Genomic DNA, 16,393 nt, shown 5'->3' with positions numbered 1-16,393 from the left:
CGCGTCGTCCAGTGATTCCCGGTGTGGTCCAGATCCGATCGTACGCCGTCCCGGCCGGCGCGACCCGGGGGCGTGACCAGACGGTCGTCACCCGCGCCGCAGGTCCGCACCTCCGGCCGGGTGCTCACCGGCTCCACTGCCCGGCCAGCCGGGCGCCCAGCGCCCGTAGCCCCTCGGCCGGGCGGCTCATCGCGGCCTCGACGCCGCCGCGTTCCTCCCCGCCGAAGTGCTCCACCAGGCTGTACGTCTCGGTGACGCCGACCGAGGCGGCCTCCCGCCGCCCCGTGCTCACCCGCCCCGCCAGCACCACGCAGGGCACCCCGCGGTCGCGGGCGGCCCCGGCCACCCCGGCGACCACCTTGCCGCGCAGCGACTGGTGGTCGAAGGACCCCTCCCCGGTGATCACCAGGTCGGTGGCGTCGAGGGCGGCGTCCAGCCCGATCGCCCGGGTCACCAGGTCGATGCCGGACTCGCAGCGTCCGCCCAGGGCGAGGATCGCCGCGCCGAGGCCGCCGGCCGCGCCGCCGCCCGGGAGCGCGCCCAGTCCGGGTGGGCAGCCGGGCAGGTCCCGTTCGAGCACCGCCGCCCAGCGCTCCAGCGCGGCGTCGAGCAGCAGCACGTCCGCCCTGGTGGCGCCCTTCTGCGGGCCGTAGACGTTGCTCGCGCCGTGCAGCCCGAGCAGCGGGCTGTCGACGTCGGTGGCGGCGACCAGGGTGGCCCCGCGCAGCCGGGGCGCGCCGTCGAGGGTGGCGACCGCGGCCAGCGCCGCCCCGCCGTACGGCAGGGCCCGGCCGGCGTCGTCCAGCGGCGTCGCGCCGAGCGCGGTGAGCAGGCCGGCCCCGCCGTCGTTGGTGCCGGAGCCGCCCAGCCCGACCACCACCGTGCGCGCCCCGTGCTCGACGGCCGCGGTGACCAGCGCCCCCAGCCCGTACGAGGTGGTCGCCTTCGGGTCCCGCTCGGCGGCGGAGAGCAGGTGCAGCCCGCAGGCCTGGGCGCTCTCCAGGTAGGCGGTGCCGTCGTCGGTGAGCAGGATCTCACCGGTGGCCGGCCGGCCGAGCGGGTCGACGGTCGGCACCGGGATCCGCCGCCCGCCGAGGGCGTCGGCGAGCACCGCGACGAAGCCCGGCCCGCCGTCGGCGAGCGGTCGGATCAGCAGCTCGTCGCCGGCGGCGACGGCCCGCCAGCCCTCGGCGACGGCGGCGGCGACCTCCGGGGCGGCGAGGGTGCCGGCGAACTTGTCCGGACAGAGCAGCACGCGCATGCCTGGCAGTGTGGCAGCCCACACCGGCGGAGGCTGCGCGGCAGCCACGCTGTGGGACCATGGGAGGCGTGACTTCGACCTGGGTGGAACCCTCCAACACCGCCACTGCGCTGCTGCTCCTCGGCCGCGGCAGCGATCCCGCCACCGAGCGTGGCGTGGAGTGTCCGGGCGACCTGCCGGCGCCGAGCGACCCCGACCTGGTGGCCCGGGCGGCGGCGGCGAAGGCTGCGCTCGGCACCAAGGTGTTCGTGCTGGGTCACCACTACCAGCGCGACGAGGTGATCCAGTTCGCCGACGTGACCGGCGACTCGTTCAAGCTGGCCCGGGAGGCGGCGGCCCGGCCGGACGCGGAGTACATCGTCTTCTGCGGCGTGCACTTCATGGCCGAGAGCGCCGACATCCTCACCTCGGACGCGCAGAAGGTGATCCTGCCCGACCTGGCCGCCGGCTGCTCGATGGCGGACATGGCGGTGCTGTCGCAGGTCGAGACCGCCTGGGACGTGCTGACCGAGCTGGGCGTCGCGGCGGACACCGTCCCGGTGACGTACATGAACTCCTCGGCCGACATCAAGGGCTTCGTCGGACGCAACGGCGGCGTGGTCTGCACCTCGTCGAACGCCAAGCGCGCCCTGGACTGGGCGTACCAGCAGGGGTCGAAGGTGCTCTTCCTGCCCGACCAGCACCTGGGCCGCAACACGGCGGTGCTGGAGATGGGCCTCTCGCTGGACGACTGCGTGCTGTACGACCCGCACAAGCCGGGCGGCGGGCTCACCGCGCAGCAGCTGCGCGACGCGAAGATGATCCTCTGGCGGGGGCACTGCTCGGTGCACGGCCGGTTCACCCTCGACAGCGTCAACGACGTGCGCGCGCGGGTGCCCGGGGTCAACGTGCTGGTGCACCCGGAGTGCCGCCACGAGGTGGTCACGGCCGCCGACCACGTGGGCTCCACCGAATACATCATCAAGACCATCGAGGCGGCTCCGGCCGGCTCGGCCTGGGCGGTCGGCACCGAGCTGAACCTGGTCCGCCGGCTGGCGCTGGCCCACCCGGACAAGCAGATCATGTTCCTGGACAAGGCGGTCTGCTACTGCTCGACGATGAACCGGATCGACCTGCCGCACCTGGTCTGGGCGCTGGAGGAGCTGGTCGCCGGGCGGGTGGTCAACCAGATCACCGTGGACCCGGAAACCGCGCACCACGCCCGGGTGGCGCTGGACCAGATGCTCGCGCTGCCGGGTGCCGACACCCCGCCGCCGACCGCCATCTGATCACCCTCGGTCACATCGCTGGTACGGAAACGCACCGGAATCCCCGGTTCGTGCCGTGCCTGGCGATGTGACCGATTCCATTTTCGTCACCGAGGGCTATGCTGCCGGGGCGAACGACATCGCGGACCGTTTTGCGCCGGTCCCATTCCGGGTAGCTGGACAGCCGGCACGACAGCTGGACAGCCAGACCCCCCTCGACACACAGCACCACCCGACGCGCGCTGGAGGTTGCGTTGACCGACGACGTCCTGGTCGTACACGGAGGCACGCCGCTGGAAGGGCGGATCCGCGTGCGCGGCGCGAAGAACCTGGTCTCGAAGGCGATGGTCGCCGCCCTGCTGGGCGACACCCCCAGCCGGCTGTTCGACGTGCCGCGCATCCGTGACGTCGAGGTGGTCCGCGGGCTGCTCGGCCTGCACGGGGTCAAGGTCACCGACGGCGCGGAGGAGGGCGAGCTGGTCTTCGACCCGGCCAACGTCGAGAGCGCCAGCACCGACCAGATCAACGTGCACGCGGGCTCCAGCCGGATCCCGATCCTGTTCTGCGGCCCGCTGCTGCACCGGCTCGGGCACGCCTTCATCCCGGACCTGGGCGGCTGCCACATCGGGCCGCGCCCGATCGACTTCCACCTCCAGGCGCTGCGCGAGTTCGGCGCGACGGTCGAGAAGACCCCGGAGGGGCTGCACCTGTCGGCGCCGAACGGGCTGCACGGCACCAAGTTCGCGCTGCCGTACCCGAGCGTGGGCGCGACCGAGCAGGTGCTGCTCACCGCGGTGATGGCCGAGGGCGTCACCGAGCTGCGCAACGCCGCCGTCGAGCCGGAGATCATCGACCTGATCTGCATCCTGCAGAAGATGGGCGCGATCATCAAGGTCCACACCGACCGGGTGATCGAGATCCAGGGCGTCAAGCGGCTCAGCGGCTACACCCACCGGCCGATCCCCGACCGGATCGAGGCGGCGAGCTGGGCGGCGGCGGCGCTGGCCACCCGCGGGCACGTCGAGGTGCTCGGCGCCCAGCAGGTCGACATGATGACCTTCCTGAACATCTTCCGCTCGGTCGGCGGCGCGTACGAGGTGACCGACGCCCGCGCGCCGAAGCTCGGCGACCCGGGCCAGGAGGGCGGCATCCGGTTCTGGCACCCGGGCGGCGAACTCAACGCCGTGGCGCTGGAGACCGACGTGCACCCGGGCTTCATGACCGACTGGCAGCAGCCCCTGGTCGTCGCGCTGACCCAGGCCCGTGGCCTGTCGATCGTCCACGAAACGGTCTACGAGCAGCGGCTGGGCTACACCGAGGCGCTGAACACGATGGGCGCCAACATCCAGGTCTACCGGGACTGCCTGGGCGGCACCCCGTGCCGCTTCGGCCGGCGCAACTTCAAGCACTCCGCGGTGATCGCCGGGCCGAGCAAGCTGCACGCGGCCGACCTGGTCATCCCGGACCTGCGCGCCGGGTTCAGCCACCTGATCGCGGCGCTCGCCGCCGAGGGCACCTCCCGGGTGTACGGCGTCGACCTGATCAACCGCGGTTACGAGGACTTCGAGGCGAAGCTGGCCAGCCTGGGCGCGCACGTCGAGCGGCCGTAACCGAACTCCCCTGAGCTCCGAACGAGCGCCCGGTGCACCGTGATGTGCACCGGGCGCCGTCGTTTGGCTACCCTTCACCTCGTGCCGTCGCTGTTTCGCCGCAAGTCCGCCGACCCCGACTCCTCCGCCACCGACGTGGTGACCGAGGAGCAGCCCTCCGCGCACCCCCGGGGCTACACCCCGAGCAAGAAGGAACTGGGCCGAGAGACCCCGAAGCGGCCGGTCGCCGGTCGTCGCCCCGCCGGGCCGACGAAGCCGCTGACCAAGGAGGAGGCGCGGGAGCAGCGCCGGCTGGCCCGCGCCGAGGCGGCGGCGGAGTTCCGCCGCGAGGGCGGCCCGCGCGACCGCGGCCCGGAGCGGCTGCTGGCCCGCAACGTGGTCGACTCCCGGCGTACGGTCGGCACCTGGTTCTTCGGTGGTGCGCTGATCGTGCTGATCGGCTCCAACCAGGCCATGCCGCCGGCGATCCGGCTGGCGTCGAACATCGTCTGGGGTGCGCTCGCCCTCGGTGTGGTGATCGACTCGATCCTGATCTCTCGCAAGATCAGGAAGCTGGTGCGGGAGCGCTTCCCGAACAGCGGCGAGCGGATGGGGTCGCTCTACCTCTACGCGATCATGCGCTCGATCACCTTCCGCCGGATGCGGGCGCCCGCGCCGCAGGTCAACATCGGCGACAAGATCTGACCCCACCCGGTCCGGACCTGGCCCCTTCCCGGCGTAAGCGGGGAGGGGCTTCGTCATTGCACCCCGAGCAGGCGCAGCAGGGCCGTGGTGCCGGCCGCCGCGACCACCACCAGGACGAACGGTGCCCGCCGCCAGGCGAGCAGCACCCCGACCAGCACGCCCGCCGGCCGGGCGTAGCCGGCGAAGCCGCCCGCCTCGGTCAGCGCGGCGGTCGCGGCCAGCGCGGCCAGCAGGGCGGCGGCCCCGACCGGCAGCAACCGCCGGGACCACTCGGGCAGGTCCAGCCGGTCCCGCAGCAGCACTCCGGCGACCCGGAAGCCGTACGTTCCCGCGGCCAGGGCAAGGATCACGGCGATCAGCACGAGGTCTCCTCCGTCCGGACGGCCTGTCCCGGGCCGGCTTCCCGGGCGAGCCCGTCGGCGGGTCCGCTTCCTGCGAGCGAACCGACGGTGGCCGGGGCGTCCGCTCCGCTCTCCGGGCCCGGGCCGACCGCTGCCTGGCCTTGCCGGTGGCGGCGTACCAACGGCACGACCAGGCCAGTGAGCGCGAGCAGCACCGGCAGCCCGGCCGGCAGCACCGGCGTGGCGAGCACCGCAAGCGCAGCGCCGGAGAGCGCGACCTGACGGGTCTCCCGGTCCCGCAGCGTTGGCAGCAGCAGGGCGGTCAGCCCGGCCGGGAACGCGGCGTCCAGCCCCAGGGTGGTCGGGTCACCGACCGCCCCACCAGCGAGCACGCCGAGCAGGGTGCCGGCGTTCCAGGCCAGGAAGAGCAGCGCCCCGGCGAGCCAGAACGCCCGGTGGCGCGCGGGGCCGGCCGGTCGGGCCAGCGCGAACGCGGTCGCCTCGTCGGTCATCAGATGGCTGCCGACCAGCCGCCGCCAGCGCTGCCCGCCGAGGCTGTCGCCCAGGGTCAGGCCGAACGGCAGGTGCCGGGCGTTGAGCAGCAGGCCGGCCAGGACGGCGGCGAGCGGGCTGCCGGCCGCCACCAGCCCCACTGCCATGAACTGGGCTCCGCCGGCGTAGACCAGCACCGACATCGCGACGGTCGCCCAGGCGGGCAGGCCGGCGGCGACGGCGACCGCGCCGAAGGAGGCGCCGACCGCGATCATCGCCGCGCCGATGGCGGCGACATCGCGGAGCATGCCGCTGCCGGCCGTTCGCTCTACCGTACGCATGGTCCATTATGATGAACACAGCCCCCGTGTTCGTCAAACCGAACAAACAGACCTCTGGAGCGAACAAATGGCCGGAGAACCCGCTCCGCCGTTGGCCACCATCGCCGCCGCCCTGCGTCGCGAGCGCGAGCGGGCCGGCATCTCGCTGACCGAGCTGGCCCGCCGCGCCGGCATCGCCAAGTCCACCCTGTCCCACCTCGAATCCGGGGTGGGCAACCCGAGCGTCGAGACGCTGTGGGCGCTGGGAGTCGCACTCGGCGTACCGTTCAGCCGCCTGGTCGAGCCACCCGCGGCCACCGTCCGGGTCATCCGGGCCGGCGAGGGCCCCCGGGTCCGCTCGGAGCACGCCGACTTCGCCGCCACCCTGCTCGCCGCCGGCTCGGCGCACAGCCGGCGCGACGTCTACCTGATGGAGCTCGAGCCGGGGGCGGTCCGCATCGCCGAACCGCACACGCCGCGCAGCGTCGAGCACATCGTGGTCGCCGCCGGCCGGATGCGGGTCGGCCCGGAGCCGGACCTGGTCGAACTCGGTCCGGGCGACTACGCGACGTTCCCCGGCGACGCGCCGCACCGGTACGAGGCGCTGGCGCCCGGCACCTTCGCCGTCCTCGTGATGGAGCACCCCTGACCGCCGCCGCGGCCGGGCCCAGGGTCAGCCGGTGACCGGGGCCGCCCGGCTCGCCGGGGACCGGTAGAGCCGGGTCACCACCTCCTCGATGTCCGGCTCGACGATCGAGATGTCGCGGAGTGTGGCCAGACCGGCGAGCCCGGCCACCACCTCCGCCGCGCCGGCCGACTCGCAGGCGTAGACCAGCCGGCGCCCGTCCGCCTCGATGCGTTCCAGCGGCGCGCCGGGCAGCGTCGGCGGGGTGGCCAGCGCGGTGTCCAGCTCGGCGACGACCAGCCGGCGGGAGCCGTACCGGCTGTGCAGGGCGGCGATCGAGCCGTCGTGCACCACCCGGCCGTGGTCGATCACCACGAGCCGCCGGCAGAGCCGCTCGATGTCGGCCAGGTCGTGGGTGGTGAGCACCAGCGTGGTGTCGCCGGCCCGGCGCAGCTCGCCGAGGAAGTCGCGGACGGCCTGCTTGCTCACCACGTCCAGGCCGATGGTGGGCTCGTCGAGGAAGAGCACCCGCGGGCCGTGCAGGAGGGCGGCGGTCAGCTCCCCGCGCATCCGCTGCCCGAGGGAGAGCTGCCGCACCGGGGTGTCCAGGAACTCGTCGAGGTCCAGCAGCGCGCGGCAGCGGCGCAGCCGGGTCGCGTGGTCGCCGGCCGGCACCCGGTAGACGTGCCGGAGCAGGTCGAACGAGTCGCGCAGCGGCAGGTCCCACCAGAGCTGGGAGCGCTGACCGAAAACCACGCCGATGCCGAGGGCCAGCCGGGTGCGCTGGGCGACCGGGCGCAGCCCGCAGACGCGTACCTGCCCGGCGGAGGGGGTCAGCACGCCGGTGAGCATCTTCAGGGTGGTGGACTTGCCCGCCCCGTTCGGGCCGATGTAGCCGAGCGTCTCGCCGCGCTCCACCCGCAGGTCCACGCCGTCGACGGCGGTGACCGTCCGCTTCTCGCGGCGCAGCCGGCCGACCTTGACCCGGACCGTGAACTCCTTGCGCAGCCCCTGCGCGTCGATCACCAGGCTCATGACCCCGTGCTCCGGTAGTGGCGGACACCGACGCGCCAGGCCGCCGCCGCGCCGGCGGCGGCGACCAGCGCGACCCCGGGCGCGGCCCAGCCGGCCCAGGCCGGCAGGCCCAGCGGGTCGGCCCGGCCGAGTAGCGCCAGCGCCGGCTGGTAGCTGACGAAGGCGAATCCCAGCCCGTACGCGAAGGCCGCCCGGAACCAGCCCTCGAAGATCGTGACCGGGTACGAGGTGAAGTCCCGTCCACCGTAGGTGACCGAGTTGGCCAGCTCCCCCGACTCCACCCAGTAGAACGAGACGGTGGCGGTGGCCACGAAGAGGGAGCCGAAGAAGACCACCCCGGCCAGCGGGGCGACGACGGCCAGCACCACCCGGCCGGGCGTCCAGTCGATTCCGGCGGTGGCCAGCGCCACCACCAGCACGGCCAGGCCGAACAGCGCCCGGGACACCTTGCGCAGCGGCAGGTCCATCAGCAGCAGCTGGGGCAGCGCGCCGAGCGGTCGCAGCAGCACCGCGTCGAGCAGCCCGGTGCGCACGTACCGCGGCAGCCGCTCGATGTTGCCGACCAGCAGGTCGGCGGTGGCGAAGGCGCAGGAGGAGAGGCCGACCATCACCAGCGTCTCGCGAAGGGTGAAGCCGCCCAGCTCGTGGGTCACCCCGTAGAGCACCAGGACGGTGACCACGTCGAAGACGGTGGCCCCGACGTTGCCCAGCAGGTCCACCACGAACGACGTCCGGTACGCCGTCTGCGACCTCGCCTGCGCCCGCAGCAGCGCCCGGTACGCGGTGGCCGCGCCGCCAACCTCAGCCACCCTGCACCACCAGCCGCCGTTCGGCCCGGCGCTGCACCAGCCGGCAGGCGGCCAGGATCAGCACCGCCCAGCAGAGCTGAAGGGCGACCAGCCCGAGCTGGGTGGCCGGCGGGTCGCGCTCGACCAGCACGTCCAGCGGGGTCTGGAGCAGGCTCGGGAAGGGCGTCCCGAGCCAGAGGGCGAGCTGGAGCGGCTCGGGCAGGAAGCGCAGCGGGAAGTAGAGCCCGGCCAGCACACCCGATCCGAGCGTCCAGAGGATCATCGGGCCGCGGACGTCCTGCAACCAGTACGCCGTGGCGTTGACCAGGTACCGGCAGCCGAAGCAGAGCACCAGCGCGGTGACCACGGAGACACCGAAGAGCGGCAGGGTCGACCAGCGGGTGGGCAGGTACACGTCGAAGAAGAGCGGGCCGATGAGCAGCGGCGGCAGGAAGCGGGCCAGCACGGCGTACCCGGCGCGGCCCAGGTCGGTGGCGAGGTAGCTGGTCACCGGGTGCACCGGGCGGAGCAGGTCGCCGGCGATGTCACCGGTGCGGATCCGGTCGGCCAGGTCGCTCCAGCCCCACAGCAGGATCACCGCCAGCAGGCCCTGCGCGACCCAGACGAAGGTGGCGAGCTGGGCCCGGTCGTACCCGCCGACGCTGCCGGCGGTCCCGGCCGCCGCGAGCAGCACGTAGCAGTGCAGGAACCCGAAGACGGAGTTGGTGACGGCACCGGCCAGCGCGGCCTGACGATAGGTGGCGTATCGTCGGAAGCCGGATCGGGATATCGCCCAAAATGTCCGAAACCATAGGATAACGTTTGAGTCCGTGGACGGTGCCACAGTGGCGGTGACCGAGCCCACGCCGTTACCCTCCATCCGCAGCCATGCCGTGCCGGGTCGGGCGACTCTACCGGCAGGTGGAGGCCCCGGCACGACAATTTCCAACGAGGTGACACCGCCGTGAGCGAGCGACGCGAGCCGGGCATCGGGCCGCGCCGCACGGGCGGCGACGAGGGCCCTCGATGACGGGCGGCTACCGCGACCGCTGGCACGACCCGGCCGAGCCCTCCTGGGTCGTCGAGCCGACCACCGAGTGGCAGCCGCAGTTCCCCGGCCAGCGCTACCCCGGCGACATCGGCGCCCGGCACCTCCCGGCACCGCCCCCGCGCGGGCGGGCCGCCGTGGTCGGCCGGGCCGAGGTGCCGCCGCTCGCCCCGACCCGTCCCGACGGGACGTACCTCGGGCGGTCCTGGGACGACCACGACGAGGAACCGCCGCGCTGGGGCGGCCCCCCGGTCGCCGATCCGCAGCCCCACGCCGACGAGGCGCACCGGCGCGACGACGACCTGTACCGGCGGCCGGCCTCCGACCTGACCTGGCAGCGCGAGCGCCGCCGGCCGGAGCCGGAGGCCCCGGCCCCGCGCACCGCCCGTACCGCCTGGGCCGACCGCCACCCCGATGTCGCCGATCGGCCACGCGAAGGTGCCGACCGGCCACGCGAGGGCGCCGACCGACCGCGCGAGGCGGCGTGGCACCGCGACCGGGGCGCCGCCGACCGGTACGACGGCCGTCCGCAGCGCCCCGCCCCGGGCGTCGCCCCGGTCTCCCCCGGGCCCAGGCACGAGCCGGCCCGTGGCGTCGAGCCCGGCTGGGTGCCCGAACCCGACGAGGCGCCGCCGGCGCGCCGGCCCGGCACCGGGTACGACCGCCGTCCGGCCGACGACGGCCGCCGGCGGGACGGTCACGAGCAGTTCCCGGCCGACCGGCGGACCCGCCCCGACCAGGAGGTCCCCGGCCGGTACCGCGAGCCGGACGAGCGCCGCCCGGCGCGCCACGACGAGCGCCCGCCGGGCCCGCCCGGATACGACGACCGCCCGCCCGCCCGCGATCACGCGGGCCACCGACCCGGACCGAACGGTTACGCGGACCGCCCCACCCCGAACGGGTACGCCGAACAGCGGCCGGCACCGAACGGGTACGCCGAACAGCGGCCCGCGCCGAACGGGTACGACGACGCGCGCCGCCCTTCGTCCCGAGGGTCGGACGAGCGCTGGCAGCGCGGGTACGACGAGCGCCGCCACCCCGAGGAGCGGGGACCGTCGCGCGAGGCGGCCGCCCGCGCCGAGGCGTACCCGGACCGCCGGCCGCGCGAGGCGACGCCGCCCGCCGAGGCGTACCGCGAGCAGTGGAGCCGGCCCGGCGCGGACCGCGACGGCCGGGGCGGCCCCGGCCCGGAACACGGCCGGCACCCGGAGCAGCGGCCCGCCCGCCCCTCTTGGCACGAGGAGCGGCCCGCCGCCCACGGCCCGGTGCGTCCGATCTCTCCCGCGCCGGTCTCCGGGGCGCCGTCGTCCGGCGGCCCGGCCCCGGCCACACCCGTCTCCCCCGCCCCCACCTCGGGCGCGCCGGTCTCCGGCGCTCCCGTCCGCCCGGTCGCCGATTCGCGTGCCCCGCACGGCCGGGACCAGTTCCCGCCCCGCGCCGCCGGCACGCCGCCCTTCGCCGGGACCATGCCCCCGGTCTCCGGTCCGCCGCGCCCCGCGCCACCGGCCACCGGCGGCTCACCGGGCCGGACCCGCGACGACCGACCCACCTCGGCCCCGCCCGGCCCGGACCGGGACGCGCCGATCTCGTCGCCCCCGGCGGCCCGGCCGCGGTCTGAGTTCCGGCCCGGCCAGGAGGGCGTGGCGCGCCCCATCGCGCCCGGCGATGCCGGCCCGACCGCCCAGCGCCCCGTCCCGGCCGACCACCGGCCGGCGTCCGCGCCTCCGGCCGACGCGCGACCGGTCTCCGGTGCCCCCGGTGCGGGGTTCCGGTACCCCGCCGACGACCGGGTGCCGCCGGCGCACGGCCGGCCGTTCCCCGGCCAGCAGCCGACGCCCGGTCCGACGCCCGACCGACGCCCGGTGTCGGGAGCGCCCGTCGGGCACCAGCCCGTGCCGGGACCGTCCGTCGGCCACCGGCCGGTCTCCGGGCCGCCCGTCGGCCCGCCCCCGCCGCCCGAGGCCCGGGTCGCCCCGCAGCGGCCCGCCGGCCCGGCCCCCGCGCCGTCCACCCCGGCGAGCACGGGCTCGGCCGCCGGCCCGTCGCTGGAGATCACGCCGGACAAGCCGCGCCGCTACATCCCGCCGGCGCCGCAGCCCACCGCTCCCGTGCCGCCGGTGGCCCGCAGCACGGCACCGAACAGTTCCGAGGCGTGGTTCCGGCCTGCCCGCCCGACGCCGGCCGACGAGGCCGACGACCGCCCGGTGTCCGCCCCGTCCGGCGCGGCGGGCCCGTCCGCGCCGGCGGCCCGCCCGTCCCCGGACGCGGACCGGCCGACCCCGGTCGATCCGCCCCGGGACGCGTCCCGGTCGGCAGCCCCGGTGTCCGCGCCGCCCGGGCAGCCGGCCGAGGCCACCCACCCCTCGGACGAGCGGTCCCCCGTGCCGTCGCCGGACGACGATCCGTACCGGCCGGTCTCCGCGCCGCCGGCGTTCCGGCCGGTCGCCGACCGGGCCGCGTCCGACGTCACGGCACCGGCAGCGGCGCCTCCGGTCGCGGCCGGCTCCGGGCCGGCCGCCGCACCGGTCGAGCCCGCGGCTCCGACGCCGGAGCGGGACACCGCCGACGAGATTGCCGCACCGCTGCCGGCCGAGGCCACCGCGTCCGCGCCGGGGACCTCCGCCGCGCCGGCACCGGTCCCCGCGGCCCACCATGACGCGGCGGCGGTCCGGCCGCGCTCGGCACCACCGGTGCCTTCGGACGCTCCCGCCGGCCCGGCTTCCGACGACGCCCACCACCCCACCTCCGCGCCCTGGGCCGAGATCCCGGGGCCGTCGGTCCCGGTGTCCGCGCCGCCGGCGGACGCCGCTGTGGAGTCGCCCCGGCCCATCTCCGCACCTCCCGCCGATGCCCTGGAGCCGGTCCGACCGATCTCCGCGCCACCGGCCGAGGCTCTGGAGAGGGCCCGACCCGTCTCCGTGCCACCGGCCGACAACTGGGCGGCCGGTACGGCCGAATCAGACGCGTCCGACGCAGCCGAACCGGCCCGACCGGTCACCGCAACGCCGGCCGAGCCCGACCCGGCCGCAACGGTCGGACCGGACGCCGTCAGCACGTCGACCCGACCCGTCTCCGCACCGCCGGCCGGCACGCCCGAGCGGTCCGCCCGGCCGGTGCCGGAAGTCCCGTCGCCGGTGGCCGACGCCCCGTCCGGCGAACCCGAGTCCCCGCCTTCCGGGGTGGACACCGACGAGGAGCCCGTCCATCCGGTCTCGGCTCCGCCGTCGCCGACCGGTGCGGGTCCGACCGCACCCGAGGCGTCGACGCCGCCCGCCACCGCTCCGGAGCAGTCCGCCGGGCTCGTTCCGACGCCCCCGGTCGCCGCCGCCACCACCGAAGCGGCACCCGACCCGGACCCGGCCGACACGGCCACCCCGCCGGCCGACGTGACTGCGCCGCTGGTCGCCGAGGCGGAGCCGGCCCCGGCGGACCCGCCGGCCACCACCGCCCCGGAGACCACCACCACCGTGCCGGACGAACCGCCGGCCGACCCGGAGCAGGTCCTGGCCGCGTACCGGTGGCGGCTGGACCCCGAGACGCTGCGCGAGGTCGTCGACGACGCCGACGAGCTGCGGACGCTACGCCGGCGGCTGACCGAGAAGCTCGGCGCGTCCCTGGACAACCGGGCCCGGGCGCGGCTGCTCAGCCTGCGCGCGGTGGTCTCCCGGGTCGTCCACGACCTGGACGACGCGCTCGCCGACGGCCGGCTCGCCCTCACCTACGCGGAGGCGACCGGCGAGCTGCGGCGAACCGCGCTGGCCCGGGCCCGGCTGGCGGAGGTGCTGCGCTGGAAGGGCGAGTTCGCCGAGGCGGACCGGCTCTTCGCCGAGGCCAACTCGGCCGAGCTGCCGGACCGGCTGCGGGCGGCGCTGCACGAGCACGCCGGCCGCTCCTGCTACGACCAGGGCCGGCTGATGGAGGCCTGCGAGCACTTCGAGCGCGCCCTGGACCTGCGCCGGGCCGACGACCCGGAGCTGACCGAGCGGATCCGGGTCTGCCTGGACGCGGTGCACACCCGGGCCGCCGCCCGGGCCGGCTTCGGGCCGTACCCCCGCAGCCGGGAGGAGGTGCTGCGTGGGCGCACCTCCCCGGTGCCCACGCTCGACGGCGGCCTGGGCCGGTGGGGGTACGCGGACGCCGACGGCGAGCTGGTCCTCGACTACCGGTACGCCGAGGCGCAGCCGTTCCGCGAGGGCCTGGCCTGGGTACGCCGCCCCGACGCCCCGGGCTGGGAGCTGATCGACGAGGCCGGCCGCACCCTGATCGGCCCCTCGTACGCGGCGGTGCGGGCCTTCTCCGACGGTCTGGCCTGGGTCTCGCGCCGCGGCGAGGCGGACTGGATGGCGATCGACTCCGAGGACACCGTGGTGGTGCCGGCGGGCTTCGAGGACGCCCGGCCGTTCACCGCCGGGGTCGCCGCGGTGCGCCGGGGCGGCTGGGGCGCGGTGGACCGCAACGGCCGGCTGGTCGTCCCGACCCGCTACCACGGCTTCCGCACCGCGCTGGCCGACGGCCGCCGGCTCGACGGCTTCACCGACGAGGGGCTGGCCGTGGTGGAACTGGGCGGCTTCCGGGGCGTGGTGGACCGCACGGGCCGGGTGCTGGTCGCACCGGCCCACCCGGATCTGGTGATCCACCCGGTGGCGTTCCTGGCCAACGACCGCACCGGCCGGTGGGGCGCGCTGGACCGGCGGGGCGAGCCGCTCATCGACCCGGTGCACCCCGGCCCGGACGCGGTGCTGGCCGAGATCGACCTGCTGCTGACCGACGCGCATCCGGTGCTCTGAACCACGCCGCCGCCGCGCCGTCCCGTGGTCATGATCGGAGCGGACTAGGGTCGGGGCATGGAATTCCGACACCTGGGCCGTTCCGGCCTGATGGTCAGCGAGATCTCGTACGGCAACTGGATCACCCACGGTTCGCAGGTCGAGGAGGACGCGGCGCTGGCCTGCGTCCGCGCGGCCCTGGACACCGGCATCACCACCTTCGACACCGCCGACGTCTACGCCGGCACCCGCGCCGAGGAGGTGCTCGGCAAGGCCCTCGCGGGCGAGCGCCGGGAGGGCCTCGAGGTGTTTACCAAGGTCTACTGGCCGACCGGGCCGGGCCGCAACGACCGGGGCCTGTCCCGCAAGCACATCATGGAGTCGATCGACGGCTCGCTGCGCCGGCTGCGCACCGACTACGTGGACCTCTACCAGGCCCACCGGTACGACTACAGCACCCCGCTGGAGGAGACGATGTCGGCGTTCGCCGACATCGTGCACGCCGGCAAGGCGCACTACATCGGCGTCTCGGAGTGGAAGGCCTCGCAGATCCGCGAGGCCCACCAGCTCGCTCGCGAGCTGCGCATCCCGCTGGTGTCCAACCAGCCGCAGTACTCGATGCTCTGGCGGGTCATCGAGACCGAGGTCGTCCCGACCAGCGAGGAGCTGGGCATCGGGCAGATCGTCTGGTCGCCGATGGCCCAGGGTGTGCTCTCCGGCAAGTACCTGCCGGGCCAGCCGCCGCCGGCCGGCTCCCGCGCCACCGACGAGAAGTCCGGCGCCGGGTTCATCGCCCAGTGGCTGACCAACGAGGTGCTGACCCGGGTGCAGCGGCTCAAGCCGCTGGCCGAGCAGGCCGGGCTGACCATGCCGCAGCTCGCCATCGCCTGGGTGCTGCAGAACCCGAACGTCTCGTCGGCGATCGTCGGGGCGTCCCGCCCCGAGCAGGTGCACGACAACGTCAAGGCGGCCGGCGTGAAGCTCGACGCCGACCTGCTCAAGGCGATCGACGAGATCGTCGAGCCGGTCACCGAGCGAGACGCGGCGAAGACCGAGAGCCCGGCCCAGCGGCCGTGACGCTCCCCCGGGCCGGCGCGGCGTCCGCGCCGGCCCGGGCTCTTCCCCGGGTACGCCGGCCGCGCAGCGCCCCGCCGGCTCGGCGGACTCAGCCCTGCCAGAAGCGGATCAGGTCCAGCCCCAGGCCGTAGAGCCAGCTCGGCAGGCCGAGCAGGTCGCCGATCGCGAAGACCGCGTCGAAGAACCAGCCGCCGATGCGCGGGTTCCACAGCAGCGCGAAGAGCAGGATGAAGCCGTACGGGGCGAACATGTCGTACATCCGCCGCCACTGCGGGTTCAGCCAGGGCTGGATCATGTTGCCGCCGTCCAGTCCGGGCACCGGGAGCAGGTTGAGCACGCTCGCGGTGAGCTGGAGGAACGTCAGCAGCGCCACCCCGGCCCAGAACTCGATCGGCCCGCCGACGGTCCCCGTGCCGATCCGCAGCGCCGCCACCAGCAGCAGCGTGAACAGCACGTTGGTGGCCGGGCCGGCGAGGCTGACCAGGGTGTGCCGTAGCCGGCCCGGGATGGCGTGCCGGTCCACCCAGACCGCGCCGCCGGGCAGGCCGATGCCGCCGAGCAGCACCACCACCACCGGCAGCACGATCGACAGCAGCGGGTGGGTGTACTTGAACGGGTTCAACGTCAGGTAGCCCCGGTGGGCGATGTCCCGGTCGCCGGCCCGGAACGCGACCACCGCGTGGGCGTACTCGTGCAGGCAGAGCGAGACCAGCCAGCCCGAGACCACGAAGAGGAACACGTCGAACTTGACGTTGCCGAACCGGTTCCAGGCCATCACCCCGCTGGCCACGAAGAGCGCGACCAGGGCCAGGAAGACCGGGCTGGGCCGGAACGCCGCCCGGGGCACGCCGAGCACGAGCGGCTCGCCGCCCGGGCGGTCGTAGCCCATCACTCCGCCGTCGGGAGCAGGCTCATCCGGTACTCCACCCGGTCGTCCTCCACGAGCGCGACCGAGGTGACGCCGGACGCCGCGAGCTCCCGCCAGGTCTGGCCGATCCACGATTCGGCGTCCGCCTGACTGCCGAACGACTCCGCCGGTCCATCGACCGACGCGCCGTTCGCGCCCTCGTACCGCCAGCTCCACGCCATGCCGCGTCTC

The 16,393-nt window shown here is 75.4% G+C and carries 14 protein-coding genes; 6 read left to right on the top strand and 8 right to left on the bottom strand.

The features are described 5' to 3' along the window. Positions 1-124 precede the first annotated feature (124 nt). On the bottom strand, positions 125-1,261 hold the full coding sequence (locus tag ACTMS9_RS08425) for a glycerate kinase family protein (protein WP_441145351.1): 1,137 nt from the start codon (positions 1,259-1,261) through the stop codon (positions 125-127). Positions 1,262-1,329: 68 nt separating this feature from the next. On the opposite strand from ACTMS9_RS08425, the gene nadA reads away from it, so the two are divergent. The 3 genes from nadA to ACTMS9_RS08410 all read left to right on the top strand — a co-directional run bounded on the left by nadA (position 1,330) and on the right by ACTMS9_RS08410 (position 4,802). Beyond that, on the top strand, positions 1,330-2,529 hold the full coding sequence (nadA, locus tag ACTMS9_RS08420; protein WP_441164621.1) for a quinolinate synthase NadA: 1,200 nt from the start codon (positions 1,330-1,332) through the stop codon (positions 2,527-2,529). 233 nt (positions 2,530-2,762) lie between these two features. Next, complete coding sequence (gene murA, locus ACTMS9_RS08415; protein ID WP_088961029.1) at positions 2,763-4,118, top strand: UDP-N-acetylglucosamine 1-carboxyvinyltransferase; 1,356 nt, start codon at positions 2,763-2,765, stop codon at positions 4,116-4,118. 81 nt (positions 4,119-4,199) lie between these two features. After that, positions 4,200-4,802: a DUF3043 domain-containing protein gene (locus tag ACTMS9_RS08410; protein WP_441164620.1), complete on the top strand. Its 603-nt coding sequence runs from the start codon at positions 4,200-4,202 to the stop codon at positions 4,800-4,802. 53 nt (positions 4,803-4,855) lie between these two features. On the opposite strand, the gene ACTMS9_RS08405 is transcribed toward ACTMS9_RS08410, so the two are convergent. Next, positions 4,856-5,164: an AzlD domain-containing protein gene (locus ACTMS9_RS08405; RefSeq protein ID WP_280841526.1), complete on the bottom strand. Its 309-nt coding sequence runs from the start codon at positions 5,162-5,164 to the stop codon at positions 4,856-4,858. After that, complete coding sequence (locus ACTMS9_RS08400; protein ID WP_441145360.1) at positions 5,158-5,976, bottom strand: AzlC family ABC transporter permease; 819 nt, start codon at positions 5,974-5,976, stop codon at positions 5,158-5,160. The genes ACTMS9_RS08405 and ACTMS9_RS08400 overlap by 7 nt, the downstream gene beginning before the upstream one ends. Positions 5,977-6,043: 67 nt before the next feature. Here ACTMS9_RS08400 and ACTMS9_RS08395 point away from each other — a divergent pair, with 67 nt between their 5' ends. Continuing rightward, positions 6,044-6,604 (top strand): helix-turn-helix domain-containing protein, encoded by a 561-nt coding sequence (locus ACTMS9_RS08395; RefSeq protein ID WP_441164619.1) that lies wholly within the window; start codon positions 6,044-6,046, stop codon positions 6,602-6,604. A 24-nt stretch (positions 6,605-6,628) separates the two neighbouring features. Here ACTMS9_RS08395 and ACTMS9_RS08390 read toward each other — a convergent pair whose 3' ends face one another. The 3 genes from ACTMS9_RS08390 to ACTMS9_RS08380 are packed head-to-tail and all read right to left on the bottom strand — an operon-like array spanning position 6,629 to position 9,268. Next, a complete protein-coding gene (locus tag ACTMS9_RS08390) occupies positions 6,629-7,615 on the bottom strand; it encodes an ABC transporter ATP-binding protein (protein ID WP_441164618.1) in 987 nt (328 codons plus the stop codon). Next, the gene (locus ACTMS9_RS08385) at positions 7,612-8,424 is read right to left on the bottom strand and encodes an ABC transporter permease (protein ID WP_441164617.1); all 813 of its coding nucleotides are present in this window, start codon (positions 8,422-8,424) and stop codon (positions 7,612-7,614) included. Before ACTMS9_RS08385 ends, ACTMS9_RS08390 begins: the two co-directional genes overlap by 4 nt. Then, positions 8,417-9,268 carry an ABC transporter permease gene (locus ACTMS9_RS08380; protein ID WP_441145368.1) on the bottom strand — a complete coding sequence of 284 codons (852 nt, stop codon included), beginning with the start codon at positions 9,266-9,268 and terminating at the stop codon, positions 8,417-8,419. Before ACTMS9_RS08380 ends, ACTMS9_RS08385 begins: the two co-directional genes overlap by 8 nt. 161 nt (positions 9,269-9,429) lie before the next feature. Here ACTMS9_RS08380 and ACTMS9_RS08375 point away from each other — a divergent pair, with 161 nt between their 5' ends. Beyond that, positions 9,430-14,238: a WG repeat-containing protein gene (locus ACTMS9_RS08375; RefSeq protein WP_441164616.1), complete on the top strand. Its 4,809-nt coding sequence runs from the start codon at positions 9,430-9,432 to the stop codon at positions 14,236-14,238. 57 nt (positions 14,239-14,295) lie between these two features. Continuing rightward, on the top strand, positions 14,296-15,294 hold the full coding sequence (locus tag ACTMS9_RS08370; RefSeq protein WP_441164615.1) for an aldo/keto reductase family protein: 999 nt from the start codon (positions 14,296-14,298) through the stop codon (positions 15,292-15,294). An 88-nt stretch (positions 15,295-15,382) separates the two neighbouring features. Here the strand turns inward: ACTMS9_RS08370 and ACTMS9_RS08365 are convergent, their stop codons facing one another. Together ACTMS9_RS08365 and ACTMS9_RS08360 are read right to left on the bottom strand one after the other, a co-directional pair. Then, entirely contained in the window at positions 15,383-16,183 is an 801-nt protein-coding gene (locus ACTMS9_RS08365) for a site-2 protease family protein (RefSeq protein ID WP_357913484.1), read from the bottom strand. Continuing rightward, on the bottom strand, positions 16,183-16,383 hold the full coding sequence (locus ACTMS9_RS08360) for a hypothetical protein (protein WP_088961023.1): 201 nt from the start codon (positions 16,381-16,383) through the stop codon (positions 16,183-16,185). Before ACTMS9_RS08360 ends, ACTMS9_RS08365 begins: the two co-directional genes overlap by 1 nt. Between the last annotated feature and the right edge of the window lie 10 nt (positions 16,384-16,393).

Source organism: Micromonospora sp. L31, assembly GCF_052068075.1.
Lineage (GTDB): Bacteria > Actinomycetota > Actinomycetes > Mycobacteriales > Micromonosporaceae > Micromonospora > Micromonospora purpureochromogenes.
The sequence above is the reverse complement of the archived record's forward strand: the minus strand, read 5'-3'. Positions and strand labels throughout refer to the sequence as shown.

Excerpts from the sequence above, each read along its gene's own strand:
- ACTMS9_RS08425 (WP_441145351.1), bottom strand. The coding sequence starts at position 1,261 with ATGCGCGTGCTGCTCTGTCCGGACAAGTTCGCCGGCACCCTCGCCGCC.
- ACTMS9_RS08400 (WP_441145360.1), bottom strand. The coding sequence starts at position 5,976 with ATGCGTACGGTAGAGCGAACGGCCGGCAGCGGCATGCTCCGCGATGTC.
- ACTMS9_RS08395 (WP_441164619.1), top strand. The coding sequence starts at position 6,044 with ATGGCCGGAGAACCCGCTCCGCCGTTGGCCACCATCGCCGCCGCCCTG.
- ACTMS9_RS08390 (WP_441164618.1), bottom strand. The coding sequence starts at position 7,615 with ATGAGCCTGGTGATCGACGCGCAGGGGCTGCGCAAGGAGTTCACGGTC.
- ACTMS9_RS08375 (WP_441164616.1), top strand. The coding sequence starts at position 9,430 with ATGACGGGCGGCTACCGCGACCGCTGGCACGACCCGGCCGAGCCCTCC.
- ACTMS9_RS08370 (WP_441164615.1), top strand. The coding sequence starts at position 14,296 with ATGGAATTCCGACACCTGGGCCGTTCCGGCCTGATGGTCAGCGAGATC.
- ACTMS9_RS08365 (WP_357913484.1), bottom strand. The coding sequence starts at position 16,183 with ATGGGCTACGACCGCCCGGGCGGCGAGCCGCTCGTGCTCGGCGTGCCC.
- ACTMS9_RS08360 (WP_088961023.1), bottom strand. The coding sequence starts at position 16,383 with ATGGCGTGGAGCTGGCGGTACGAGGGCGCGAACGGCGCGTCGGTCGAT.